The 25,154-nt window shown below is 53.8% G+C and carries 21 protein-coding genes and 1 pseudogene; 11 read left to right on the top strand and 11 right to left on the bottom strand.

What is annotated here, in order from left to right; all coding sequences use genetic code 11:
• Window positions 1-20: 20 nt before the first annotated feature.
• The 3 genes from ahpF to apbC form a co-directional block, all read right to left on the bottom strand.
• Complete coding sequence (ahpF, locus tag DW47_RS0111825; protein WP_029686624.1) at window positions 21-1,592, bottom strand: alkyl hydroperoxide reductase subunit F; 1,572 nt, start codon at window positions 1,590-1,592, stop codon at window positions 21-23.
• A gap of 66 nt (window positions 1,593-1,658) precedes the next feature.
• A complete protein-coding gene (ahpC, locus tag DW47_RS0111820; protein WP_029686623.1) occupies window positions 1,659-2,222 on the bottom strand; it encodes an alkyl hydroperoxide reductase subunit C in 564 nt (187 codons plus the stop codon).
• 129 nt (window positions 2,223-2,351) lie between these two features.
• The gene (gene apbC, locus DW47_RS0111815; RefSeq protein ID WP_029686622.1) at window positions 2,352-3,464 is read right to left on the bottom strand and encodes an iron-sulfur cluster carrier protein ApbC; all 1,113 of its coding nucleotides are present in this window, start codon (window positions 3,462-3,464) and stop codon (window positions 2,352-2,354) included.
• Between the two features lie 176 nt (window positions 3,465-3,640).
• On the opposite strand from apbC, the gene metG reads away from it, so the two are divergent.
• The 4 genes from metG (at window position 3,641) to sanA (ending at window position 9,483) form a co-directional block, all read left to right on the top strand.
• Complete coding sequence (gene metG / locus DW47_RS0111810) at window positions 3,641-5,707, top strand: methionine--tRNA ligase (RefSeq protein ID WP_029686621.1); 2,067 nt, start codon at window positions 3,641-3,643, stop codon at window positions 5,705-5,707.
• A 203-nt stretch (window positions 5,708-5,910) separates the two neighbouring features.
• On the top strand, window positions 5,911-6,801 hold the full coding sequence (gene cdd / locus DW47_RS0111805) for a cytidine deaminase (protein ID WP_029686620.1): 891 nt from the start codon (window positions 5,911-5,913) through the stop codon (window positions 6,799-6,801).
• A gap of 96 nt (window positions 6,802-6,897) precedes the next feature.
• Entirely contained in the window at window positions 6,898-8,595 is a 1,698-nt protein-coding gene (locus DW47_RS0111800; protein ID WP_029686619.1) for an NAD-dependent malic enzyme, read from the top strand.
• A gap of 108 nt (window positions 8,596-8,703) precedes the next feature.
• Entirely contained in the window at window positions 8,704-9,483 is a 780-nt protein-coding gene (sanA, locus tag DW47_RS0111795; RefSeq protein WP_084689066.1) for an outer membrane permeability protein SanA, read from the top strand.
• Here the strand turns inward: sanA and yeiB are convergent.
• Both yeiB and folE read right to left on the bottom strand, forming a co-directional pair.
• Complete coding sequence (gene yeiB / locus DW47_RS0111790; protein WP_029686617.1) at window positions 9,466-10,605, bottom strand: DUF418 domain-containing protein YeiB; 1,140 nt, start codon at window positions 10,603-10,605, stop codon at window positions 9,466-9,468. The two genes, sanA and yeiB, sit on opposite strands and share 18 nt — an antisense overlap.
• Before the next feature lie 55 nt (window positions 10,606-10,660).
• Window positions 10,661-11,326 carry a GTP cyclohydrolase I FolE gene (folE, locus tag DW47_RS0111785; RefSeq protein WP_029686616.1) on the bottom strand — a complete coding sequence of 222 codons (666 nt, stop codon included), beginning with the start codon at window positions 11,324-11,326 and terminating at the stop codon, window positions 10,661-10,663.
• Between the two features lie 239 nt (window positions 11,327-11,565).
• On the opposite strand from folE, the gene ptrR reads away from it, so the two are divergent.
• The 3 genes from ptrR (at window position 11,566) to DW47_RS16670 (ending at window position 14,132) form a co-directional block, all read left to right on the top strand.
• The gene (gene ptrR / locus DW47_RS0111780) at window positions 11,566-12,471 is read left to right on the top strand and encodes a putrescine utilization regulator PtrR (protein WP_051150927.1); all 906 of its coding nucleotides are present in this window, start codon (window positions 11,566-11,568) and stop codon (window positions 12,469-12,471) included.
• Between the two features lie 58 nt (window positions 12,472-12,529).
• A complete protein-coding gene (gene fghA, locus DW47_RS0111775) occupies window positions 12,530-13,369 on the top strand; it encodes an S-formylglutathione hydrolase (protein WP_029686614.1) in 840 nt (279 codons plus the stop codon).
• 157 nt (window positions 13,370-13,526) lie between these two features.
• Window positions 13,527-14,132, top strand: coding sequence for a DUF305 domain-containing protein (locus DW47_RS16670; RefSeq protein ID WP_051150926.1), 606 nt, complete (start codon window positions 13,527-13,529; stop codon window positions 14,130-14,132).
• 75 nt (window positions 14,133-14,207) lie between these two features.
• Here the strand turns inward: DW47_RS16670 and DW47_RS0111765 are convergent, their stop codons facing one another.
• Entirely contained in the window at window positions 14,208-15,683 is a 1,476-nt protein-coding gene (locus tag DW47_RS0111765; RefSeq protein ID WP_029686612.1) for an amino acid permease, read from the bottom strand.
• 121 nt (window positions 15,684-15,804) lie between these two features.
• A complete protein-coding gene (gene yieE, locus DW47_RS0111760; RefSeq protein ID WP_029686611.1) occupies window positions 15,805-16,707 on the bottom strand; it encodes a DNA-binding transcriptional regulator YeiE in 903 nt (300 codons plus the stop codon).
• A 140-nt stretch (window positions 16,708-16,847) separates the two neighbouring features.
• Here yieE and DW47_RS0111755 point away from each other — a divergent pair, with 140 nt between their 5' ends.
• Window positions 16,848-17,906: a YeiH family protein gene (locus DW47_RS0111755; RefSeq protein WP_029686610.1), complete on the top strand. Its 1,059-nt coding sequence runs from the start codon at window positions 16,848-16,850 to the stop codon at window positions 17,904-17,906.
• A gap of 54 nt (window positions 17,907-17,960) precedes the next feature.
• On the top strand, window positions 17,961-18,818 hold the full coding sequence (gene nfo / locus DW47_RS0111750) for a deoxyribonuclease IV (protein ID WP_029686609.1): 858 nt from the start codon (window positions 17,961-17,963) through the stop codon (window positions 18,816-18,818).
• Window positions 18,819-18,874: 56 nt separating this feature from the next.
• On the opposite strand, the pseudogene fruA reads toward nfo, so the two are convergent.
• From fruA to DW47_RS0111730, 4 genes and pseudogenes are all read right to left on the bottom strand, one after another.
• Window positions 18,875-20,579 (bottom strand): annotated as a pseudogene (gene fruA / locus DW47_RS0111745) (PTS fructose transporter subunit IIBC).
• A gap of 16 nt (window positions 20,580-20,595) precedes the next feature.
• Window positions 20,596-21,534 (bottom strand): 1-phosphofructokinase, encoded by a 939-nt coding sequence (gene fruK, locus DW47_RS0111740; protein WP_029686607.1) that lies wholly within the window; start codon window positions 21,532-21,534, stop codon window positions 20,596-20,598.
• Entirely contained in the window at window positions 21,531-22,664 is a 1,134-nt protein-coding gene (fruB, locus tag DW47_RS0111735; protein ID WP_029686606.1) for a fused PTS fructose transporter subunit IIA/HPr protein, read from the bottom strand. Before fruB ends, fruK begins: the two co-directional genes overlap by 4 nt.
• Before the next feature lie 410 nt (window positions 22,665-23,074).
• A complete protein-coding gene (locus DW47_RS0111730) occupies window positions 23,075-23,329 on the bottom strand; it encodes a YkgJ family cysteine cluster protein (protein ID WP_029686605.1) in 255 nt (84 codons plus the stop codon).
• A 203-nt stretch (window positions 23,330-23,532) separates the two neighbouring features.
• Between DW47_RS0111730 and yeiP the strand changes: the two genes are divergently transcribed.
• Together yeiP and DW47_RS0111720 are read left to right on the top strand one after the other, a co-directional pair.
• Window positions 23,533-24,105, top strand: coding sequence for an elongation factor P-like protein YeiP (gene yeiP / locus DW47_RS0111725; RefSeq protein WP_029686604.1), 573 nt, complete (start codon window positions 23,533-23,535; stop codon window positions 24,103-24,105).
• A 256-nt stretch (window positions 24,106-24,361) separates the two neighbouring features.
• Entirely contained in the window at window positions 24,362-25,060 is a 699-nt protein-coding gene (locus tag DW47_RS0111720) for a phosphatase PAP2 family protein (RefSeq protein WP_029686603.1), read from the top strand.
• The last annotated feature ends 94 nt before the right edge of the window (window positions 25,061-25,154 follow it).

Genomic DNA, 25,154 nt, shown 5'->3' with positions numbered 1-25,154 from the left:
CGACTGGACTGGCCGTTTATTTACCCCTCGATGGATGGGGTACGGATCAGATAATCGAACGCCGATAACGAAGCCTTAGCCCCTTCTCCACAGGCGACAATGATCTGTTTATAAGGCACGGTCGTGCAGTCACCGGCGGCAAAAATACCTTTTTGGCTGGTTTCATTTTTCGCATCGACGAGAATTTCCCCCATGCCATTACGTTCTACTGTGCCTTCCAACCACTGGGTATTCGGCAACAGTCCGATCTGCACAAAAATTCCCGATAAAGACAACGCATGGCTGTCGCCACTGAGACGATCAAGGTAACGCAAGCCCGTCACTTGACGACCATCTCCGAGCACCTCACTGGTCTGCGCATTAACGATAATGTCGACATTGCCCAAACTATGCAGTTTATCCTGCAGCACCTGATCCGCTTTTAATGATGGGGCAAACTCCAGTAAGGTGACATGCTCGGTGAGCCCCGCCAGATCAATGGCCGCTTCTGCACCGGAGTTGCCGCCACCGATCACCGCCACCCGTTTGCCTTTGAACAATGGGCCATCGCAGTGTGGGCAATAGGTCACCCCTCTAGTCCGGTAGGTCTCCTCCCCCGGTACATTCATATTCCGCCAACGGGCACCGGTCGCAATAATCACAGAGCGTGCCGCCAGGGTCGCGCCCGACGCGGTGTGCAGCTGATGGAAACCACCCTCCTGCTGTGCAGCGGTCAGCGCTGTCACCGACTGTGTATCAATCACATCGACCTGATAATCATCAATATGCTGACGCAGTGATCCCGCCAACTGGCTACCAACGGTTTTTGGAACTGAGATATAGTTTTCGATATCAACGGTATCCAGTACCTGCCCGCCAAAACGCTCGCCGATAAGCCCAGTGCGGATCCCTTTACGGGCCGCATAAACCGCGGCGGCGGCCCCGGCGGGACCGCTGCCGACGATCAGCACATCATAAGGGGTGCGTTCGCTCAGCGCCTGTGCTGCTTTTCGGGCACTGCCGCTGTCTGCTTTACTAAGGATTTCCCCCAGCGTCATTCTTCCCTGACCAAAACTCTGGCCGTTAAGGAATACCGCGGGCACCCCCATAATTTCCCGCTGTGTCACTTCCTCGCCGAACACCCCGCCATCAATTGCGGTATGGGTCACTTTCGGGTTGAGCACCGCCATCAGATTTAACGCCTGAACCACATCGGGACAGTTGTGGCAGGTGAGTGAATAGTAGGTTTCAAAGTGCAGGTCGTCGTCAAGCTCGGCCACTTGACTGAGCAGTGCTTGGCTCTCTTTCGATGGATGACCGCCGGTGTGCAACAGTGCCAGTACCAGCGAGGTAAATTCATGACCGAGGGGTGAACCAGCAAACACCGGCCCATGCCGCTGCCCTTGTTGGGTCACCATAAAGGACGGCTTACGTCCTGAGAGGCTGTCGTCACGCTCCAGGGTGATAAGGTCGGATAAACCGGTGATCTGTTCAAGCAATGCGCTGACCTCTGAGGAGGCTTTTCCCTCATCCAGACATGCCACCAGCGTGACAGGGCGGGTCAGCTTTTCAAGATAGCTACGCAGTTGTTGTTGTAAAGTGTTATCTAGCATATTTAGGGCCCCCCAGAGGAAAAAACGGGTGCCAACGCACCCGCTAAAAAAGATGAAAGGTCAGACTTAGATCTTACCGACCAGGTCTAGGGAAGGGGCCAGCGTGGCATCCCCTTCTTTCCATTTGGCTGGGCAGACTTCGCCCGGATGGGTGGCCACGTACTGTGCCGCTTTCACTTTACGCAACAAATCAGAGGCATCACGGCCGATACCTTCCGCGGTGATTTCTACCGCCTGAATGATCCCCTGTGGGTCGACGATAAAGGTACCGCGATCAGCCAGCCCTTGATCTTCACGCATAATATCGAAGTTACGGGTCAGCGCGCCGGTCGGGTCGCCAATCATCGCATAGCGAATTTTCGCGATGGTATCGGAACTGCCATGCCAAGCTTTATGGGTAAAGTGGGTATCGGTGGACACAGAGTAAATATCGACGCCCAGCTTCTGAAATTCATCGTAGTGGTCAGCCACATCGCCAAGTTCGGTCGGGCAGACAAAGGTGAAGTCAGCAGGATAGAAGAAAAACACACTCCATTTACCAGCCACATCTTTTTCTGTCAGCTCGATAAACTGACCCTCTTTAAATGCGCTGTTTTTGAATGGTTTAATCTGAGTATTGATGATTGACATAAGGAGCCCTCCGTAAAAGTTGAGCTCCACAGTAGCGCCAGCCGCTATCAGCGGCTAATACTCTGTCTTTATCAATGCAATCACTAAAACCTATTAATAAGGCGCAAGCAGATTGCGCCCTATTAAGACCTACAGTGTACGCAGGCTGATATCCGGCAGGATCACCTCGCCCTGCCAATAGAGGCGGGCGGCGATAGTCGCGGCCATGTTTCGGTACAAACGGGTAAATTCGCTATCAGGGCGGCGCACTACCGTCGGCTGTCCAGCATCTAGGTCTTCACGCAACGTGATATGCAGCGGTATCTGCCCCGCCAACGGGATGCCATACTCTTCACTGAGCGCTTCCGCGCCACCGGTACCAAATATGGCTTCATGATGGCCGCACTGGCTACAGATATGCTGGCTCATGTTCTCAATCATACCAATCACCGGGACCGACACCTTGTTGAACATCAAAATCCCTTTACGGGCATCCAGCAACGCCACATCCTGTGGCGTGGTGACCACCAGTGCCGCGGTCACCGGAATATTTTGCGCCAGAGTCAGCTGAATATCCCCAGTGCCTGGGGGCATATCGATGATCAGGTAATCCAATTCCGGCCACAGGGTCTCATTAAGCAACTGCATCAGCGCCTTGCTGGCCATTGGTCCGCGCCACACCATGGCATTGTCGTCGGTGACCAGATAGCCGATAGAGTTACTAGCCAGTCCGTGGGCGGCGATCGGCGTCATATGTTTACCGTCCGGAGAAGAAGGACGCTCCCCTTCGCTGCCCAGCATTAACGGCAGCGATGGGCCGTAGATATCCGCATCCAGCAGGCCGACACTGGCCCCTTCCGCTTTCAGAGCTAAGGCTAGGTTAATCGCCGTGGATGACTTGCCAACTCCCCCTTTGCCGGAACTCACCGCAATGATGTTTTTCACCCCTGGCGTGGCCGCATGATCCTTGACGCGTTTCAGAGTAGCAATATCATGGCTAAGTCGCCAATCCACAGCGTCGATGCCATCAAGACTCAGCAACAGTGGCGTAGCCCAATCCTGTAATGTCTCAAAACCTGACTGCCAGGCAAACGGCATCTGCAACTCGATATGCAAGGTGCTGTCCAACAGCGCCACATGGTGCAAGGATTTCAGTTGCACCACATCCTGCTGCAGGGTGGGATGGGTAAAGCGTTTCAGTACCTCGCTCACCTGATGATAGATGATATCCGGGGCTGCGGCACGGGGATCGGCCATGGTCATTTCTCCTGTTGGTCGGGCAGTCAATACGCCCGCTAAACGACACCTATCCGCTTATAGTAGCAGATGACGCCACCCGGCGGCGATGCAGGCTTTATCCGCTGTCACAGGTTTACCTGCGCCATGCCTTCGGTTAACATTCATGGTTCTTTTCCAAATAACAGAAAGCTACGCAAACTATGACTCAAGTCGCAAAAAAACTAATGGTAACGTGCGCCCTGCCGTACGCGAATGGATCTATCCATCTCGGACATATGCTGGAACACATCCAGGCGGATATCTGGGTCCGTTACCAGCGAATGCGTGGCAATACTGTGTGGTTCATCTGTGCTGATGATGCCCACGGCACTCCGATCATGCTGAAAGCACAGCAACTGGGGATCAGCCCAGAAAAAATGATCGAAGAGATGAGTCAAGAACATCAGAAAGACTTCGCGGGCTTCAACATTAGCTATGACAATTACCACTCGACCCATAGCGATGAGAACCGTGAACTGGCCGGTAAGATTTACGGCAGCCTAAAAAACAACGGCTTTATAAAAAATCGTACTATTTCCCAGCTTTTCGACCCAGAAAAAGGCATGTTCCTGCCGGATCGTTTCGTGAAAGGCACCTGCCCTAAATGTAAAGCCGCCGATCAATATGGCGATAACTGCGAAGTCTGTGGAGCCACCTACAGTCCGACCGAACTGATCGAACCGAAATCGGTGATTTCAGGGGCAACCCCGGTGATGCGTGATTCTGAACACTACTTCTTCGATTTGCCGGCGTTCTCCGACATGCTGCAGAGCTGGACCCGTTCCGGCGCCCTGCAAGAGCAAGTAGCCAATAAAATGCAAGAGTGGTTTGAATCCGGCTTGCAACAGTGGGATATCTCCCGCGATGCGCCGTACTTCGGGTTTGAGATCCCGGATGCGCCAGGCAAATACTTCTATGTCTGGCTGGATGCGCCAATCGGCTATATGGGGTCTTTTAAGAACCTGTGTGACAAGCGTGGCGACCTGGATTTCGACGAGTACTGGAATAAAGGCAGTAAAACCGAGCTGTATCACTTTATCGGCAAAGACATTGTCTACTTCCACAGCCTGTTCTGGCCAGCGATGCTGGAGGGCAGCAACTACCGTAAACCGGATAACTTGTTTGTCCATGGCTATGTGACGGTCAACGGTGCCAAAATGTCGAAGTCCCGTGGCACTTTTATTAAGGCCAGTACCTGGTTAGAGCATCTGGATGCCGACAGCCTACGCTATTACTATGCGGCTAAACTGTCATCCCGTATCGATGATATTGACCTTAATCTCGAAGATTTCGTACAGCGCGTCAATGCGGATGTGGTTAACAAAGTGGTTAACCTCGCTTCCCGTAATGCCGGTTTTATCACCAAGCGTTTCAATGGTCAGTTGTCAGACAGCTTGGCCGATCCGGCGCTGTATCAGACTTTTGTTGAGGCGAGCGACAAGATTGGTGAGTGTTGGGCCAGCCGCGAGTTTGGCCGCGCTATCCGTGAAATCATGGCGCTGGCTGACCTGGCTAACCGCTATGTTGATGAACAAGCCCCGTGGGTGGTCGCTAAGCAAGAAGGCCGTGATGCCGATCTGCAGGCTATCTGCTCAATGGGTATCCACCTGTTCCGCGTCCTGATGACGTGGCTGAAACCAGTACTACCAGAACTGTCGGACCGTGCCGAAGCGTTCCTTAACAGTGAACTGCGCTGGGACAGTATTGCTCAGCCGCTGACCGGCCATACTGTGGCACCGTTTAAAGCCCTGTATCAGCGTATCGACATGAGCAAAGTCACCGCGCTGATTGATGCCTCGAAACAAGATGCGTCCCAAGCCAGTGCCCCGGCCAGCGCTGATAAAAAAGCGGCCAAAGAGAAGCAGAAACCGGCTAAACCCGCCGCCGAACAACCGGAAGGCGTGATCACCATTGATGACTTTGCCAAAGTCGATATGCGGGTGGCGCTGATTGAACAGGCCGAACTGGTTGAAGGCTCCGATAAATTGCTGCGCCTGATGCTAGATGTTGGCGGCGAAAAGCGTCAAATTTTCTCCGGTATCCGTGCTGCCTACCCAGATCCAGCGGTATTGGTCGGCCGTTTGACCATTATCGTCGCCAACTTGGCACCGCGTAAGATGCGCTTCGGTCTGTCTGAAGGCATGGTTCTGTCTGCCGGTAATGGCGGCGAGGACCTGTTTATCCTGTCAGCAGACAGCGGTGCGCAGCCGGGTATGCCGGTGCGTTAATCTCACAGAGCGATCATTTGTCCTGAGCCGGTGAAAGCCGGCTTTTTTTGCAGCAAAATCCGAGGGGAATGTAATCCTCAATTTTTATCAGACTTTGCGGTATAGCACTCAGAAATCCAATGCAATCAATGATTACATTGTGTCCTTGGGGAAAATCACCGATAAAGTCAGGGATAACCGAATCTTATTTTGCGAGGCTTTGTATGCACCCACGCTTTACTTCTGCTTTTGCGACACTTGATGAAGGTCTGCAACAAGCCCTGTTCCCATTTCTGGAAGAGGCCGATTTTAAAGGTATCTTCAGTGCAGACATGCTATCCACCCTACAGCAGGCCAGTGGCTTGAATGAAGATGCCTTGGCGTTAGCATTACTGCCGGTGGCCGCAGCCTATGCGGTGACACCCTTGTCACAGTTTAATGTCGGCGCCATTGCCCGTGGGGTCAGCGGCAACTGGTATCTCGGGGCCAATATGGAGTTTAGCGGTACCCCGCTGCAACAGACGGTTCACGCTGAGCAAAGCGCTATTACCCATGCTTGGTTATCCGGTGAGCGCCAACTGCAGGCGGTCACGGTGAACTATACCCCTTGTGGACACTGTCGTCAGTTTATGAATGAACTGAATAGCGGCCAACAACTGCGTATCTGCTTGCCGGGTAAGGCGGCACGTACCCTCGGTGAGTTTTTACCGGAGGCGTTTGGCCCCGCGGATCTCAATATTCACTCGGTATTGATGGATGAGCGTGATCGCCACTATCCTCTGCACGGAGATGCGCTTTGCCAGGCGGCCATCACGGCGGCTAGCCACAGCTATGCCCCCTACAGCGGTGCCTTTAGTGGCGTTGCCTTGGAAACCGCTGACGGTTCCCTATGGTCTGGCCGTTATGCGGAAAATGCCGCCTATAACCCAACGCTACCTCCGTTACAGGCCGCACTGATATTGGTAAATATGCGTGGTGGTGACATCACTACCCTACGCCGCGCAGTGTTGGCGGAGCCTGAAGGGGCAGCCTTGAGCCAATACAGCGCGACCGCCGCAACTTTGTCCGCCCTGGGTTGTGACAGCCTAAGCCGCGTTTTTTTACCGGCCGGATAAGCCTCTTCCCTCTGATACCGGAATTCCCTGCTTTCTCCCTTTACCTGACAGTTTCTGCTGCCGGTCGGCAGCGGAGCAAATAGCGGAGTATTGATAATGGAACTGGAGTACGAAAGCCAACGGCCGTTGTATATTTCTTATGCTGGCCCGGTGCTACTGGAATTTCCGTTGCTGAATAAAGGCAGTGCCTTTAGCCTAGAAGAGCGACATGAGTTTAACTTGCGTGGATTGCTGCCGGGGGCCGTCGAAACCCTTAGTGAACAGGCTAAAAGGGCTTGGCAGCAGTATCAGGGCTTTACCAATGATGATGACCGTCATGTGTTCCTACGCAATATTCAGGACACTAACGAAACCTTGTTCTATCGGGTAGTGGCTGATCACCTGGATGAGGTGATGCCGGTGATTTATACACCAACGGTTGGACGCGCCTGTCAGCGTTTTTCAGAGATTTATCGCCGCGCGCGCGGTGTCTTTATCTCTTGGCCAGACCGTGAGCATATTGAAGATATGCTACAAAACGCCACCAAACAGAACGTTAAAGTGATTGTAGTCACCGATGGCGAACGTATCCTCGGCCTCGGCGACCTAGGTATCGGTGGCATGGGGATCCCTATCGGTAAATTGTCGCTGTACAGCGCCTGCGGCGGCATTAGTCCTGCCTACACTTTACCGGTGACACTGGATGTCGGCACCAATAACCCGCAATTGCTGAATGACCCGTTGTATATGGGCTGGCGGCATTCACGCATCGGCGGCGAGGCGTATCGCGCCTTCCTAGAAAGCTTTATCTCAGCGGTTAAACGCCGCTGGCCAAAGGCGCTGTTACAGTTTGAAGATTTTGCGCTACAGAATGCCATGCCCCTATTGGAGGCCTATCGTGATCAGTTATGCTGCTTTAATGATGATATCCAAGGAACCGCTGCGGTCGCGGTTGGCACGCTGATTGCCGCCAGTCGTGCAGCCGGTACACCGCTATCTGCCCAAAAAGTGGTATTCCTGGGTGCCGGGTCGGCCGGTTGTGGCATTGCTGCGCAGATCATCACCGAGATGCTCACTGAAGGGCTCAGCGAGGATCAGGCCCGTAGCCAAGTACTGATGGTCGATCGTGACGGCCTGCTCACCGATGATCAACCGGAACTGCTGCCCTTCCAGCGTCCGCTGGCCCGTCCTGCTGGCAGTGTTCCGTCACAGGCGACTAGCGGTGATGCCCCTGACCTGCTCACCGTTATCCGCCATGTCAAACCCACGGTACTGATTGGCGTTTCTGGACAGCCAGGCCTGTTCACCGAACAGATTATCCGAGAAATGTACCGTCACTGTCGGCGGCCGGTGATCATGCCACTGTCCAATCCGACCTCGCGGGCGGAAGCTACTCCGCAACAACTGCTGAACTGGACCGATGGCCAGGCACTGATCGCCACCGGCAGTCCCTTTCCGGCGGCGGAATGGCAAGGTCAGCGCATTCCCATCGCTCAGTGCAATAATGCCTATATTTTTCCGGGCATCGGCCTTGGCGTAGTGGCCAGCGGTGCGCAGCGCATTACCGATGCCATGTTGCTGAGTGCCAGTCGCGCCCTGGCAGACTGCTCGCCTCTGGCCTGCCTCGGCAGTGGACCGGTGCTTCCGGCGCTCAGTGAGATCCGTGAAGTCTCAAAACGTATCGCCTTTGAGGTAGGACGGGCGGCACAGATTTCCGGGGTGGCCACCGTCACCTCTGCGGAAGTGTTACAGCAGGCGATAGAAGATAACTTTTGGACACCAGCCTATCGCCAATACCGTCGCACGTCGCTGTGATAGTGCTACTATATCCGCCGTTCACTGTGATCGACACTTGCCTGACCCGGGTGGCTCAAGTACCCTTGAGCCACCCTGTTTCACCCTGAGAATAAGTGACCTGTGTACATGCTGAAACGCCTTTTGATCCTTGTTTGCTGCCTGATCCTGTTGGCAGGTGTCATAGCACTGGGACTAGACCGTTGGATCAGCTGGAAAACCGCCCCCTACATTTACGAAAATGTCGATAAATTACCGGCACGAGAAGTCGGTGTGGTGTTGGGCACCTCAAAGTATTACCGCAACGGTGAGCCGAATCAGTATTATCTGTACCGCATTCAGGGCGCAGTCAATGCCTATAACAGTGGCAAGGTAAATTATCTACTACTGAGCGGCGATAATGCGCTACAGAGTTACAATGAACCGCGCACCATGCGCAAAGATTTGATCCGTGCTGGGGTGGATCCGGCAGATATCGTGCTCGACTATGCCGGTTTCCGCACTCTGGACTCTATTGTCCGCACCCGTAAAGTTTTCGATACCAATCACTTCACCATCATTACCCAACGTTTCCATTGCGAGCGGGCACTGTTTATTGCCATGTATCAGGGGATCCAGGCCCAGTGTTATGCGGTTCCGGCACCGAAAGATATGTTTGATATCCGCATACGTGAAATTGCTGCGCGAATGGCAGCATTGGCCGATCTTTATCTCTTTAAAAGTGAACCGCGTTTCCTCGGCCCATTGATCCCTATCCCGCCGGTAGCAGAAGTGCCTGATAACGGGCCTGGCTATCCGGCAGTGACGCCGCGGCAAGTCGAAGCGATGACTGAAAAAGATCAACCAGTGCCGCCAGCCAAGACCATCTCACCGGGCAAACCCGCGCCGGTGTCAGCGCCTACCCGCTGATTTATCCGTCAGTACTCGCCACAGTTGCTCCATCGGTCCGCGACAGAAATAGCGCAGCCAACACAACGAAAACAGCGCGTTAATCAGCCAAACCGCAGGCACCATCAGCAGTAATTGCCAGCGACTTAACTGCATAAACAGGCCCCCTACCGAGAAAATTAGCGTACAAATCACTGTCTGCAGCAAATAGTTACTCAGCGCCATCCGACCAATGGCGGCTAACATTGCGGTCACTTTCAGTGAGGCCAGACGTGACCAGACAGCCAGCAGTAATGCCACATAACCGAGGCTGACCAGTGGACTAACGAGTTCGCCAGGTACCTGCAGATAAAAACCACTCCAGCGAAAGGACCAGCCGCTGTACCACTGCAGCAGTGCAGTCAGCAACTCCACCAACAGTGACGGGATCAGTAGCCAGGCTGCATGCCGCAGATAGTCCTGGCGAGAATATTTCCCCAGTAGCCAACCATTATGGATAAGCCCAGCGCCGATCAACATCAGCCCTGCAAGTTCCCAGCCATACTGGCTGAACAACGAGATCAGCATCGGTTGCAAGTAGCTGATACGATAATCAATACCCGCCATGCCCGGATGCAACATTCGCCAGCGTTCCATCTGGATGTCGGCTGGACTCGGCAGCCAATCATTACCCGCATGACCGCTAGAGAGCACCCCAAACAGCAGCAGCATCAGACCACCGACGGCATAAAACAGGATGCCGGTACGGATCAGCTGCTGCGCAGAGCGCGCATCGCGGATCAGTCGCCAACACAGCAGCCCGGTGATCCCCCAGGCTACCAGAATATCCCCTTGCCAGAGGAATACCGCATGCAGTAGGCCAAAAAGCACCAACCACAGCAGCCGTGACTGGATCCAGGCAGCACCTTTGGGGATCTGAAACACCAGACCCGCGCCAAATAATAAGGCAAATAAACTGAGAAACTTCAGCCGCGCAAACAGCTCGGTCAGCAGCCAACTGATGGCATCGGGCATGGTGATAAAGCCCTGCCAAGCAGGGTTAAGGTAGGCCGCAGAGGGTAAGCCAAAGCTGACAATATTCAGCAACAGAATGCCGGCAATCGCGGCACCACGGATAACGTCAAGCTGGGGATAACGCGGCATAGTGATACTCGGGAAAGGACAGCGCTGCCATCAAGGGGCAGCGCTGTAATACGGATTAATTGTGTCTTACCGCACGTAAAAATTCTTGGCGGGTATTCTGGCTCGATTTAAACAAGCCCCCCAATGAGGTAGTGGTGGTGGCACTGGTGGCATCCTGTACCCCACGGGCTTTAACACAATAGTGCACGGCATCAATACAGACCGCGACATTATTAGTACCGAGCAGTGTCTGTAAGGCGACTAACACCTGCTGGGTCAGACGTTCCTGGACCTGCGGACGACGGGCAAAAAACTGCACGATACGGTTAATTTTTGAAAGCCCGATCACCTTATCTTTGGGGATGTAGGCAACGGTGGCTTTACCGTCAATAGTGACGAAATGATGTTCACAGGTACTGGTCAGAGAGATATCCCGAACCGTCACCATCTCATCAACGTTCATTTTGTTTTCAATGACAGTGATCTTCGGGAAATTCTGGTAATCCAGACCGGAGAAAATTTCATCGACATACATTTTGGCAATGCGGTGCGGCGTCTCGGTCAGGCTGTCGTCACCCAGATCGAGGTTCAGCAGTTGCATAATTTCCGTCATGTGACCGGCAATCAGTGACTTACGTGTCTGATTATCCAGCTCACGGGCGGGAGTACGTAATGGGGTTTCCAGTCCACGGGACACCAGTGCTTCATGTACCAGCGCCGCTTCCTGACTTAAAAGGGACATCAACTATTCTCCGGCAGGTGAATTCCCAGCCCTGGTAACGGGCGGTGAATCGTAATAACAGCCTATTGTGAATCAGTCCGCAAGGATAATCCAGTATCTGACACGGATCGGCATCGATCCCAAACAAATATTTCTCGCTGCTGTCATTTAATCACTGCTTGTCGCGGTACCTTCATCCGATTAAAATATCTCAAATCATGAATAACCTTATATCACTTATTTTCACTAAGAGAATATATATGGATCTGGTACAACTGAAAATGTTCTGTGCCGTCGCAGACAGCGGCTCGGTCGCCCGAGCCGCTGAGATGCTGCATCGGGTGCCCTCCAACCTCACGACCCGTCTGAAACAACTGGAAGAGGAACTGGGTACCGATCTCCTGATCCGTGAGAAACAGCGCGTGCGTCTCTCACCAATGGGGCATAATTTTCTCAATTATGCCCAGCGTATCCTGGCCCTCAGCGAAGAAGCCATGAGCATGACTCGTCAGGGAGAGCCGGCAGGTAACTTTGCACTGGGCACTATGGAAAGTACTGCAGCCACTCGTCTGCCGGGGCTGCTAGCGGCTTATCACCAACGCTATCCAGCTGTCTCGCTGTCACTGATCACTGGGACTTCCGGCGAAATCATTGATCATGTGCGCGAAGGAACGGTGGCGGCGGCCTTGGCGGATAGCCCAGAAGGCTATGATGAACTGCACAGCTGTAGCGCTTTTGATGAAGAACTGGTGCTGATCACCAGCAGTGAGCATGACGAAGTAACCTGCCCGCGGGATGTGCAAGGCGAAACCTTTTTTGCTTTCCGCAATAGCTGTTCTTACCGACTGAAACTGGAAGCTTGGTTCCGCGAAGGGGATGCTCAGCCCGGTAGCATCATGGAGATCCACTCCTACCATGCGATGATTGCGTGTGTAGCTGGGGGAGCCGGGCTTGCCATTATTCCGGCGTCAGTACTGGCACAGATGAGCGATCGGCCGCGTATCCGTGTCCACCGCTTGCCGGAAAAGTACGGTGCAGTCTCCACCTGCCTGATTTGGCGACGAGATGCCTTTACTCCCAATGTAGAAGCCCTGAAGTCTCTGATGCAGAGCTTCTTTACCTCAGCCTCACCTGTGACGGATACCTCTGGGGAGCTACCGTCCTGACTTTTTCTCTGGGCGCTGCATTGCAGTGGCCCTCTATACAGACCTAACAGGAGTTCCTATGTCTGCACTGACACTCTGTGAAGAGCATCTGATGTTTGCTGGCCGTCAGCAACGCTGGCAGCACACCTCAGCTAGCCTTAACTGTGAAATGAAGTTCAGCGTGTTTCTGCCCCCGCAGGCCGCCAAAGGTAAGGTGCCGCTGCTGTGGTGCCTTGCCGGGCTAACCTGTACCGATGAAAACTTCTCGGTAAAATCTGGGGCGCAGCGTCTGGCTGCAGAATTGGGGATCGCGCTGGTGATGCCGGATACCAGTCCGCGTGGTGAGGATGTGCCAAACGATGCCAGTTATGATCTCGGTCAGGGTGCTGGCTTCTACCTCAACGCAACTCAAGCCCCTTGGGACCGCCACTTTAAGATGTATGACTATCTGACGGTGGAACTGCCTACTCTGCTAGCGGAACACTTCCCCGTCACCGAACGTCAAGCGATCATGGGCCATTCCATGGGCGGTCATGGGGCACTGGTGCTGGCATTGCGTCAGGCCGGACGCTACACCTCGGTGTCGGCCTTTGCACCCATTGTAAACCCTTGTGCGGTGCCTTGGGGCCAGAAAGCCTTTTCCGCCTATCTCGGCGACGACCGCGCTGCGGCAGAAGGTTATGATGCGACCCTGCTGATGGCTAAGGCTAGCCACCGCTTACCAGTACTGGTCGATCAGGGTGACAGTGATAATTTTTACCCACAGCAGTTACAACCTGAGGCTCTCCAAGCAGTTGCCCAACAGCAAGGCTTTGAATTTACCCTGCGCTGGCAGAAAGGGTATGACCACAGCTACTTCTTTATCGCCAGCGTGGTGGAAGATCACCTGCGGTTCCATGGCCGTTATTTACTGCCTTGATGACACGACTAAACGCTCACTGTTCAGTGAGCGGTGTAATGTCGTAACACTGTTTTCCTGTACAGGCGCAGATGGCTTTGAGATGCTGCCCTAAGGTTGGGGGGCTGTTAGCGCCCCCTTGATTAGGCCACCTGACACCCGCTGAAGGAGAATAACGATGTTATCCGCGTCTTTATGCCGACGTCCGTCAATATTACTCAACACGTTATGGCTGGCAGTGCCAGTGCTATTGTGTGTGCGTCCAGCCCTGTCCGCGGAGTTACCGGCACTGTTACAGCAAAGCCACCAATATCTACAACGTATTGATCAGCATCCGCCGTCCGGAGATATTGACCATGACTTTGCGACCTTTCTGGTGCCTCAGCACCTGACCGGTGTCGGCTTATCAGAAGCGGAAATCCATGACGGCCAGAATCCTCAGTTGCGGGCGATCGCCTCCGGCATCCTTGCCCACCGCGACCGTAATGCCCCGGTCAGCAGCCAAGTCAGTCCGCTACCCGCCACAGACCCGCGCTATCAACAAGAGAAACAGTTATTGCAGGCCGCCGATAACCAGGCCCGGCAGGCATTTCGTCAACCGTTAAACGGCGATGCCGATCGCCAGTTTAACTGGCTGATGGCGGCACATCATCAGCGGGCCATCGGTTACGCCACGGCTGAACTGAAGCTCGGACGAGATCCGGCTCTGCTGAAACTCGCTCGCGGCATGATCCAGCAGCAGAAACAGCAGCACAGACAAATGATGACGCTGCTTAAATCTTAATGGTTTTATTTTTAAGCATAAAAAACCCATGCTCGGCATGGGTTTTGGTTTTTTACGCACTCAACGTGTGACCGATCATGACTCCCCTTTGGTCACCGCCGGAAATTCCATTTCATGGTATTTCACAAAACGACTGCCACGGGTCAGCTTGTAGCCGAACCAAATGATCAGGAACAGTGGAATACCGATATAGGTCGCTGCCACACCGGACCAGTCAATTTTATCGGCTAAGAATGCTTGATAGTTCTGGCCGAGGGTGATCACCAGACACAGCACAAACGCAAATACCGGCCCCAGCGGGAACAGCCCTGAGCGATAAGGCAGTGCCGACAGGTCATGACCGTTGGCCACATAGCCTTTACGGAAACGGTAGTGGCTGATGGCAATACCCAGCCAAGCAATAAAACCGGTCATTCCCGAAGTATTCAGCAGCCACATATACACAGTCTGGTTCCCGAACCTCGAGGACAGGAAACAGAGCGCTGCGACCACGGTGGTGGCGATCAAGGCATTACGCGGCACCCCACTGGCGGTCAATTTACCAAACATCTTTGGCGCTTTGCCTTCACGGGCAAGGGTAAACAGCATCCGGGTAGAGGCATACATCCCTGAGTTACCCGCAGACAGTACCGAAGTCAGGATCACAGCATTCATCACCGCAGCGGCTGACAACAATCCCGCATTGCGGAACACCAGCGTAAACGGGCTGACCCCGACATCCTGCACATCGTTATGTAACAAACGTGGATCAGTGTACGGCAGTAACAGGCTGATAATCAGGATGGCCAGCACATAGAACAGCAGGATACGCCAGAATACCTGACGCATAGCACGCGGCACATTTTTGCCTGGGTCCTGGGACTCACCGGCAGCAATACCAATCAATTCGGTACCTTGGAACGAGAACCCCACAATCATCGCCACGCCAATCATGGCGGAAAAGCCGCCGGCAAAAGGTGCATCGCCGATTGTCCAATTATGCCAACCACCCTGTTCGCCGCCGCGCATAATGCCAGTGACCATCATCAGACCGACAATGATAAAAATCACCACGGTGACCACTTTGATTAATGAGAACCAGTACTCGGCTTCACCAAAACCTTTGACCGACACTACATTCAGCAGGAAGATCACTCCGAGGAACAGCGCACTCCAGATCCAGCCCGGCACCTCTGGAAACCAGTAGCCCATCACCAGTTGCGCAGCCACCAGATCCACAGCGATCGTGACCGCCCAGTTATACCAGTAGTTCCAGCCAAGGGCGAAACCAAAGCCCTCTTCCACATATTTGGCGCCATAGGTCGCGAAAGAGCCTGAAACCGGCATGTAAGATGCCAGCTCACCGAGACTGGTCATCAGAAAGTACACCATCAGCCCAATGATGGCGTAAGACAGCAGCGCCCCGCCAGGGCCTGCCTGAGAAATACTGGCCCCAGAGGCGACAAACAGCCCGGTACCAATTGAACCGCCGATCGCAATCATCGTCAGATGACGGGCTTTCAACACACGCTTCAGGCCGGGCTTATCTGTTGTATTTGAGTTATTATTCATCAGTAAACACTATGCTGGATAAAAATGAGGCGCGATTGTAGCAGCTAACCCTAGACTGTATAGCATTACCACCGGGTTATAAGTTACCTTCATGATCCTCTAATAATTATAAGCAACAGCATCACCCACACGGTGTTACGAAGATCGGCGGGGCTTCAGGCTCACGGCAGTAGGAGAGAAACCGGTTCAGCGATCGGGACAGATGTTTCTGTTGGTGATGAATGCGGTACAGCGTACGGGTCAGCGCGGGCAATGGTAACTCTACCTGTCGCAAGCTGCCGTTTTCCAGTTGATCGGCAATCACCCGCCGCGACAGACAACTGATCCCCATACCGTAACGCACCGCGTGTTTGATGGCTTCTGAGTTACCCAGTTCCATCGCCACGTTAAAATGCGGCAGGTGAGACAGCAGCAGGTAATCAACAATTTCCCGAGTACCGGACCCCCGCTCTCGCAAGATCCAGCTAGACGCTGCTAGGCGGTTCAGGGTCACCGGTCTCTCAAATAACGGGCATTCCGGGGCTGCAAACACCACCAGTTCATCCTGTAGCCAGCTTTCACTGTTGATCCCCGCCACATGACAAGGCCCTTCGATCAGTCCGACATCGGCGCGAAATTCGCTGACGGCCTGGATCACCTCCTGGCTATTACCGACGGTTAACTCCAGTGGTGCCCTTGGGAAGTCTCGGCGGTAGTCAGCCATCATCGCGGGCAGCAGATAATTACCGATGGTACTGCTGGCGGCGATACGTATTGCCCCATCATCCTCAACAAACAACTGCTCTGCTTCCCGTGCCTGTTCCAGCAGAGACACCGCTTTCGGGTAAAGTAAGCGGCCATGTTCATTGACCACCAGTCGCTTGCCCGCCCGGTCAAACAGGCGTACCGAGAGTTGGTGCTCCAGATCCGCCAGTGCCGCACTGACCGCAGACTGGGACAATGCCAGAGGCTGCGCGGCTTGGGTGGTAGAGCCGCTTTTGACAATTTCACAGAAAACTTCCAGTTGCCGCAGAGTGATATGCAAAATTCAGTATCCTTAAAGATGAAGGCCGAGATGACCCATTACTTACCAGTTTAACCGGTCAATTATAAAAATATAATGAATTTCTCTTTTATATAAAACCCCGGCAGCATAGAGGCTAGTCACTGATTACCGGAGCCGCCATGACCCTTTATCCTCTAAGAAAAACCCACCTCCCTGTTCCCGCCTCTCTGCCGGGTCTGCTGCTGTGTGCGCTGGTTACCGGCAGCGCACTAGTGTTATTACAACTGCCGTGGCTGGCGAGCCTCGGTCTCGGCTCCCTCACCCTAGCGATTGCCTGCGGAATGCTGGTGGGAAATTTATTACCGTCTCGCATACTCGCGATGGCCCACCCCGGGGTCACCTTTAGCAAACAGAGATTGCTGCGAGGAGGGATTATTCTCTATGGCTTTAATGTTACCTTTAGCCAGATAGGCAGTATTGGTCTGCCCGGCTTGCTTACCGATGTGATCATGCTCAGCAGTACCTTTTTACTGACCTGTTTTCTCGGCATCCGTCTATTACGCGCGGACCCGCAAACGGTATGGTTGATCGGTGCCGGCAGCAGCATTTGTGGTGCGGCAGCCGTGCTGGCCACTGCGCCGGTGATCAAGGCCGACGCCGGTAAAGTAGCAGTCGCGGTGGCCACGGTCGTGCTATTTGGCACCTGCGCGATCTTCCTCTATCCGTTACTGTGGGAGTTTGCCCGCCACAGCTTACCGTCAGTCACCGACCGCCAGTTCGGGCTGTATACCGGAGCCACTCTCCACGAGGTAGCACAGGTAGTCGCGGCCGGACATGCCATCAGTCCACACGCGGAGAACAGCGCGGTGGTGGCGAAAATGCTGCGGGTGATGCTACTAGCCCCCTTCTTGTTACTGCTCGGTCAGTGGCTGCGCCACCGCAACGGTCATGTCACTGAGGAACAACAGGCGGTGACCTTCCCGTGGTTTGCGCTAGGATTTATCATGATCGCCGGCCTAAACTCCCTGGGCTGGCTCCCTGCTCCAGTGCTTGCAATGATCCGCCAAGGTGACAGTCTACTGCTGACAATGGCGATGGCGGCGCTAGGACTTAGTACCCGTATCAGTGAGCTGAAACAGGCCGGAAGAAAACCGCTGTTGTTAGGTTTGATGGTATTTTTATGGCTGATTATCGGCGGTGCAGCAGTGGATCTGTGGCTTTGGCATGTGATGTCGTGATCCATCAGGTATCATAAACGCCAATACAGAACCCGCAAGTCAGGAGAAACAGTTATGAAGTATATTGGTGCCCATGTCAGCGCGGCCGGCGGGGTGGAAAATGCCGTCCTGCGTGCCCACGAATTGGAAGCCACAGCCTTTGCCTTGTTCACCAAAAATCAGCGTCAGTGGCGGGCCGCTGATCTCTCTGCTAAAACCATCAATGCTTTTCGTGAGGCCTGCGAAAAATATCACTTCAGTGGTGCACAGATCCTCCCGCATGACAGTTATCTGATTAACCTCGGTCACCCGGTGGCTGAAGCGTTGGAAAAATCTCGGTTGGCTTTTCTCGATGAGATGCAGCGCTGCGAACAGTTGGGCCTGACGTTACTGAATTTCCACCCAGGTAGCCATCTGCAACAGATCCCCGAACAGCAGTGCCTGAAGCTGATTGCGGAATCCATTAATATGACTCTGGATCAGACCCACGGCGTGACCGCAGTGATCGAGAATACCGCTGGTCAGGGCAGCAACCTCGGTTTCCGCTTTGAGCACCTGGCCGAAATCATCCATCACGTCGAAGATAAAAGCCGAGTCGGTGTCTGTATCGATACCTGCCATGCCTTCGCGGCGGGCTATGAGCTGCGCAGCGTTGAAGACTGTGAAGCCACGTTCCGTGAGTTTGATAAGGTGGTCGGCTTTGAGTATCTGCGGGGGATGCACCTGAATGATGCTAAAAGCGAATTCGGTAGTCGAGTCGACCGTCACCACAGCTTAGGGGAAGGGAATATTGGTACTACGGTGTTCAGTTGGCTGATGAAAGATCCGCGCTTTGACGGCATCCCGCTGATCCTAGAAACCGTTAATCCGGATATCTGGAAAGATGAAATTGCTTGGCTGAAAGCCCAGCAGAACGCTGCCGACGGGGTCTAAAACAGGAAAAACAAACAGGGCGCATTCCGCGCCCTGTCGCTCTCAATCATCGCTAGTTAGGCGGTGACCGGCTCCGGTTTTTTCAGGAGTGCGTAAGCCACTCCCGCCAGCAACATTCCGGCGATAATCGCCAGCAGATAACCCAGTACCGGTGTGATCGCCCCTGGGATCAGCAGCACAAACAGGCCACCGTGCGGTGCCATTAACTTGGCACCTATCGCCATCGATATGGCTCCGGTCACTGCCCCGCCGACCATACAGCATGGGATCACCCGCATCGGGTCTCTGGCCGCAAACGGGATCGCCCCTTCAGAGATAAAGCACAGTCCGAGAACCAGCGCCGCTTTACCCCCTTCTTGCTGACCTTTGTTGAATTTTTTACGGGCCAACAAGGTCGCCAGGCCCATTGCCAGCGGCGGTACCATCCCTGCAGCCATGATCGCCGCCATCGGGCCATAAGCTTTGCTGCTTAATAAGCCGACACCAAACGCATAGGCCACTTTATTGATCGGTCCCCCCATATCGGTGCACATCATGCCACCCAGTACCGCCCCCAACAGCACTGCGTTGGCAGTACCCATATTACTCAGCCAGGCAGTCAACCACTCCATAATGGCAGCGACCGGTTTGCCAACCACGTAGATCATCAATAGACCAGTGACCAAACTCGCCAACAGCGGAATAATCAGTATCGGTTTTAACGCTTCCATACTCTGTGGCAGCGTCAACCGGGTGCTGATAAATTTGGCCGCATAACCGGCAATAAACCCAGCGATGATGCCGCCGAGGAAACCAGCGCTGGTAGTGCTGGCCAACATCCCGCCGATAAGGCCTGGCGTTAAGCCTGGACGGTCAGCAATCGAGAAAGCAATAAACCCTGCCAGAACCGGCACCATCAGGGCAAAGGCACTGCCGCCACCTATTTGCATCAGTGCTGCAGGCAGGGTATTGGCTTCTTTAAAGGCATTGATGCCGAAGGCGAACGACAAAGCAATACACAGCCCACCGGCTACTACCATCGGCAGCATATAAGAGACCCCGGTCAGCAGATGCCGGTAAGCACCAGTTTTCTCTTGACCGCTATCACTGTCAACAGCTGGCTTAGCACCACGGGTCGCTGGCTGGTAAGGTTTAGCCTCACTCAGCGCTTTATCAAATTCCTGAGCAGTTTTCTTCAGCGCCAATCCAGTTGACGTACGGTACATCGGTTTACCGGCGAATTTTGCCAGATCAACGTCAATATCCGCCGCCACAATCACCAGGTCGGCAGCGGCAATTTCTTCGGCAGAGATAGGGTTACCCGCTCCCACAGAACCACGGGTCTCGACTTTTGCCCACCAGCCACGTTTTTTCGCTTCCGCCTCAATAGCCTCAGCGGCCATAAAGGTATGCGCAACGCCGGTCGGACAGGCAGTAACCGCAACGATACGTTTGGCACTCTCAGTGGTGACCGCGGGTGCAGCCGATCCCACTGACTCCTCGGCAGCCGGTTGCCAGAGCGTGGCCTGTTGGCGGGCGGTGGTTAAAAAAGCCAGTGGATCATCCAGCAGCGCTTGTAATTCACCACGCCACAGTTTTTTCCCGCTCAGGGCCGGGTCTGCGGGAACAGTATTGCCTGCTACCACCACCAATTCAGCATCGCTGGCAACAGAAGTCAGGGTCAGCCCACTGGCTTCCACCGCGGTTGCCGCCTGTTGAGCGGCCATAAAGGCACTGGCTTTACCCAGTGTTGCATCAGTTATCAGCAGCGTTTTCATTTATAATTCCTCTCCTGCTGTCAGTGCACGGGGTGTAAATCAACACGTGCCATCATTGCCGCCAGCGTTGTTCTGTCAGCAACACCTACATTACTCTGGCTAACGGCCATTGCTGCCACCGCAGTAGCCAGCCTTAGGGTATGTTCACTGGACTCTCCCATTAGCAAGCCGTAGATCAGGCCACCGACCATGGAATCCCCAGCCCCAACGGTACTGACCACCTCACAGGCCGGTGGTTTTGCCAACCATTCTCCTGAGGCATTGACCCACAGCGCCCCTTCTGCACCCAGCGAAATCACCACATGGGCAATGCCCTGATCGCGCAGTTGATGCGCCGCGGTGATCACATCTTGGAGTTCGGGTAACGGTTTACCGGCCCAGGTTTCCAGTTCACGACGGTTAGGTTTTACCAGCCAAGGAGCCGCTTTTAATCCGGCTTCGAGAGCGGCGCGACTGCTGTCAAAACAGATGCACGGACAGAGGCTGCGCAGTGCTCTCATCCAATCCGTGAAAGCCTCTGGTGAAACACCCTGCGGCAGACTGCCGCTGACACACACCATATCGAACTGTCCCAGCCAGTGCAGTGAATCGCTGCTGAAACGTTCCCAATCTTTCTCGGTCACGGCGAATCCGGAAAAGTTCAGGTCAGTAACATCACCGTCCTGCTCGGTGAGCTTGACGTTGATACGTGTTCTGCCCTCAACTACTTGAAAGCGGTTGGCGATCCCCAGTTCGCTGAACAGTTGCTGAAATCCGTCTTGGTTATCACGGCCGAGAAATCCGCCGACGGTGACATCCACGCCGAGATCTTTCAGCACCCGGGCCACGTTAATGCCTTTACCCGCAGCGTGCAGGCCGGTAGTGGTCACTAGGTTGACCTCACCGCGCTCAATTTGCGGGACAAATCCCACCAGATCATAGGCTGGGTTGAGGGTAATGGTCGCGACACGTCTACTCATGCTGCACCCTCCCCGAGACCGCTGGCAATCGCCTCACCGATAGCGGCAATGGCAGCGGCGGCATCTTCGCCGCTGGCAGTGAAGCGCAGGCGATGACCTTTTTTCACCCCAAGCGCCACCACTTTCATCAGGCTACGGCCATTGGCCGGTTTACCGCTACCATCCAAGTTGGTAACCGTAATATCGCTTTTAAAGCCTTTAATAGTGGTGACCAGCGCAGTGCCTGGACGGGCGTGCAGTCCATGCTCGTTATTGATCACGAACTCGGCGCTCACCACTTCCTCGGCCTCGACATATTCACTGGTCAGCAACGCTAAAATGCCGGCTTTATCAGCGCTCAGAAGGGCATCGGCTTTCTGTTTGATCAGTAATTGATGCAGATAGCCCAGTGCGGTCAGGGGCTGATCGTCAGCCACCGCCACGGTGATCAGCAATTGTGCTGGCAGCGAGTTAGGGCCAGTGAACGGTGTCACCGCGCGGCTGACAGCGATAGCACTCACCTGATTACCGCGAGTACTGTCGTTCAACCAAACGCCCTGCCCAAGATGTAATGGCTGGCGAGAAATCACTTCGCTGACAAACTGGCTATCTACCGCACCAACTGCCTGTAACCGACCGGCGTTAAGCGCCTGCAGGGTAATCAAGTCACTGGCGGCAACATCGGTCTGGATAAGCGTGCTATCAAAAAGGAACGCCGCGGCCTGCTTCTCGCCCATTAAGATGGCACGCAGCTCTTCTGCAGAAGCGGATTTAAGGGTATCAGCCAGCGAGTCATCACTCAGCACATGGGTCAGCTGACGCAATAACGCCAGATGTTCATCAGATTTTGCCGCAATGCCAATCACCACATAGGCTGTCTGCCCTTCTCCCCACTGGATCCCCTGCGGAAACTGGAACACCTGCACACCTGTGTTGAGCACCAAGTCGCGGGTATCAGTGGTGCCGTGGGGAATGGCAATACCATTGCCAAGGAAGGTGGAGGTTTGTTGTTCGCGGGCCAGCATTCCGTTTACATAGGCATCGCTGACATTTCCGGCAGCGGCCAGCGCAGCCGCGACTTGGCGGATAGCATCCGTTTTATCACTGGCACTAGCAGCGGTATGGATCGCCTTTACATCGAGCTGGAACATAAGACTCCTCACTCTTTCTTTTTAGTTGAATCGTTTCAGCAAGCGGCTAAAAAAGAAACATTTCGGCCGGTAGTTAGTGGCCCTCCCGGGCGCTGAAACGTTTCACTAATATAGACACTGTAAAAATAGTGCTGCAATAAATACTTTATTTCATCGACTGATTCTTTGAGGCTACGCACAATTCCCTCATTTAAAGAGAATTTTGTGGAACCGGCTGCTGCCGACTCAAGCATCAAACTTTACGATAATAGCGGTTCAGTGGTTGCTCAGCACATGACAGTAGGTAGGTCATTGCTCCAATTATAGGCCTTATCCTTAGGCTATGATGGCGCTGCTGTTATGCTTTTAGGGCTGCCCACCTCCGTAGACGCAACGACTTCAGCACCTTCAGCACCTGTTCCTGCGGCGGGTTAAGGGGCGGTCAGTTTTTCCAACTCTAGCAGCCAGACCATCGCCTGTTGACGGTCGTCGTGACACATTTCAGTGGAAGGTTGCAGGCCTGCACAGACCGCTGGGCGTAAAGGTGAGGTAAAAATGGCACACAGGTTTTCATCGGTCAGTTGGACGCAACGAGTATTAGCCGGTTTCCCCATTGGCATACCCGGGATCGGGCTGGAAATTGAAGGGGCAATACAACAGGCACCACAGCCGAAACGACACTCCATTTTTGACCTCTTTATAGATACGTTGACGGCAAGGTAACTACCGCCGTCTAACGGCTGACAGGGATTTTGGCCGCCACCATAGCATTAAACGGCACCGCTCGCAGCGGGCTAAAAATATTTATCTTGTTTCACTTGCTTGGCAGGAATTGCGCGGGTAACGTGGCGCGCAGGATCCCTGTATTGCTGATAGAGAGACACCCTCAATGCCAAAGGCAAATGAAATCAAACGTGGTATGGCGGTAAGCTGGAACGGAAAGCTGTTGCTGGTTAAAGATATTGATGTGCAGAGCCCAAGCGCCCGCGGCGCAGCGACCCTGTATAAAATGCGTTTTACTGATATCCGCACCGGTCTAAAAGTCGAAGAACGCTTTAAGGGCGATGACATTATCGAGGCTATCTCGTTGAGCCGTCGCGCGGTGACTTTCTCCTACCTCGACGGTGAAGAGTATGTATTTATGGATGATGAGGACTATACGCCTTATCACTTTAATAAAAGCCAGATCGAAGAGGAGCTGCTGTTTATCCCTGAAGGCGGTATCCCGGGCATGCATGTCCTGACCATGGATGGCCAGATCCTGGCTCTGGAACTGCCCCAGACCGTGGATATGGAAATTACCGACACCTCTCCAGGGATCAAAGGCGCTTCTGCCAGCGCCCGTACTAAACCTGCCGGATTCAGTACCGGCCTGGTAGTTCAGGTGCCTGAATACCTGAGTAACGGTGATAAAATCCGTATTCATATCCCTGAGCGCCGCTATATGGGCCGTGCTGACTAACACGCTCTTGTGTACGGGGTGAGCAGACCCCGTACACAAACTGTTTCGCCGCCACGGGCCGTAGGCAGAGTTGTAACGTTATCACTTGATTTGACAAATTTATTTACTCAATTATCTGTATAATGGCGCTGCTGTCAGCGTCCGCGGGACTGTTACGTCAGTTATCCGTGCTTTTGTTGTTCATTTGCGGCAGGTTGAAATTTCATTTAGTTTTTCTGTACTACCCTGCTCTGCTAATTCCAATTGAGTCTATATAATGCGCCTCTCACGTCTGTTTCTTATTCTGTTACTCAATGCTGTCGGTATTGCACTGTTTTTTTCATGGTATCTGCCAGCAAACCACGGGGCCTGGTTCGATCTCGATAAGTCGATCTTCTTCGCCTTTAATGACCGTATGGTGACGCACCACGGCTTTGCGATTTTCGTTGCGATCACTAACTTCCGCGGCTTTGACGTGGTTTCTCTGATCGCCATGGGACTGCTCTATTATTCTTACTGGCGTAAAAATGACGCCAATGGCCGTCATCGTATGCTGGCCATCGGTATTACCATGCTTATCAGTGCAGTGGTACTCAACCAACTGGGCCACCGTATTCCGGTGGTACATAGCAGCCCGTCACTGTTTTTCCAGAATGCACACCGCGCTGGTGAACTGACTGGCATTCCGACCAAAGACGGTTCTAGCGACAGCTTCCCAGGCGACCACGGGATGATGCTGATGATCTTCGCCTGCTTTATGTGGCGCTACTTTGGTGGCCGTGCCTTTATCAAGGCGCTGATTATCCTGGTGGTGTTTGCCACGCCGCGGGTGATGGCAGGTGCACACTGGTTTACCGATATCGCGGTAGGTTCTCTGTCAGTGGTACTGGTGGGGATGAGCTGGTGGCTGCTGACGCCAGGCAGCGATTATCTGGTCAATTATCTGGATAAAAAGCTGCCACGTAGGAAGCGTTAATCCCTATAGCGACCAATGCGTAAGGCGCCTGACAGGTTCTCTGTCAGGCTTTTTTTTTGCCTGGACGTAATGGCCTACAGCGCTTGGGTCCCAC

Origin of the sequence: Tatumella saanichensis (assembly GCF_000439375.1) — a bacterium.
GTDB classification, from domain to species: Bacteria; Pseudomonadota; Gammaproteobacteria; order Enterobacterales; family Enterobacteriaceae; genus Tatumella; species Tatumella saanichensis.
The sequence above is the reverse complement of the archived record's forward strand: the minus strand, read 5'-3'. Positions and strand labels throughout refer to the sequence as shown.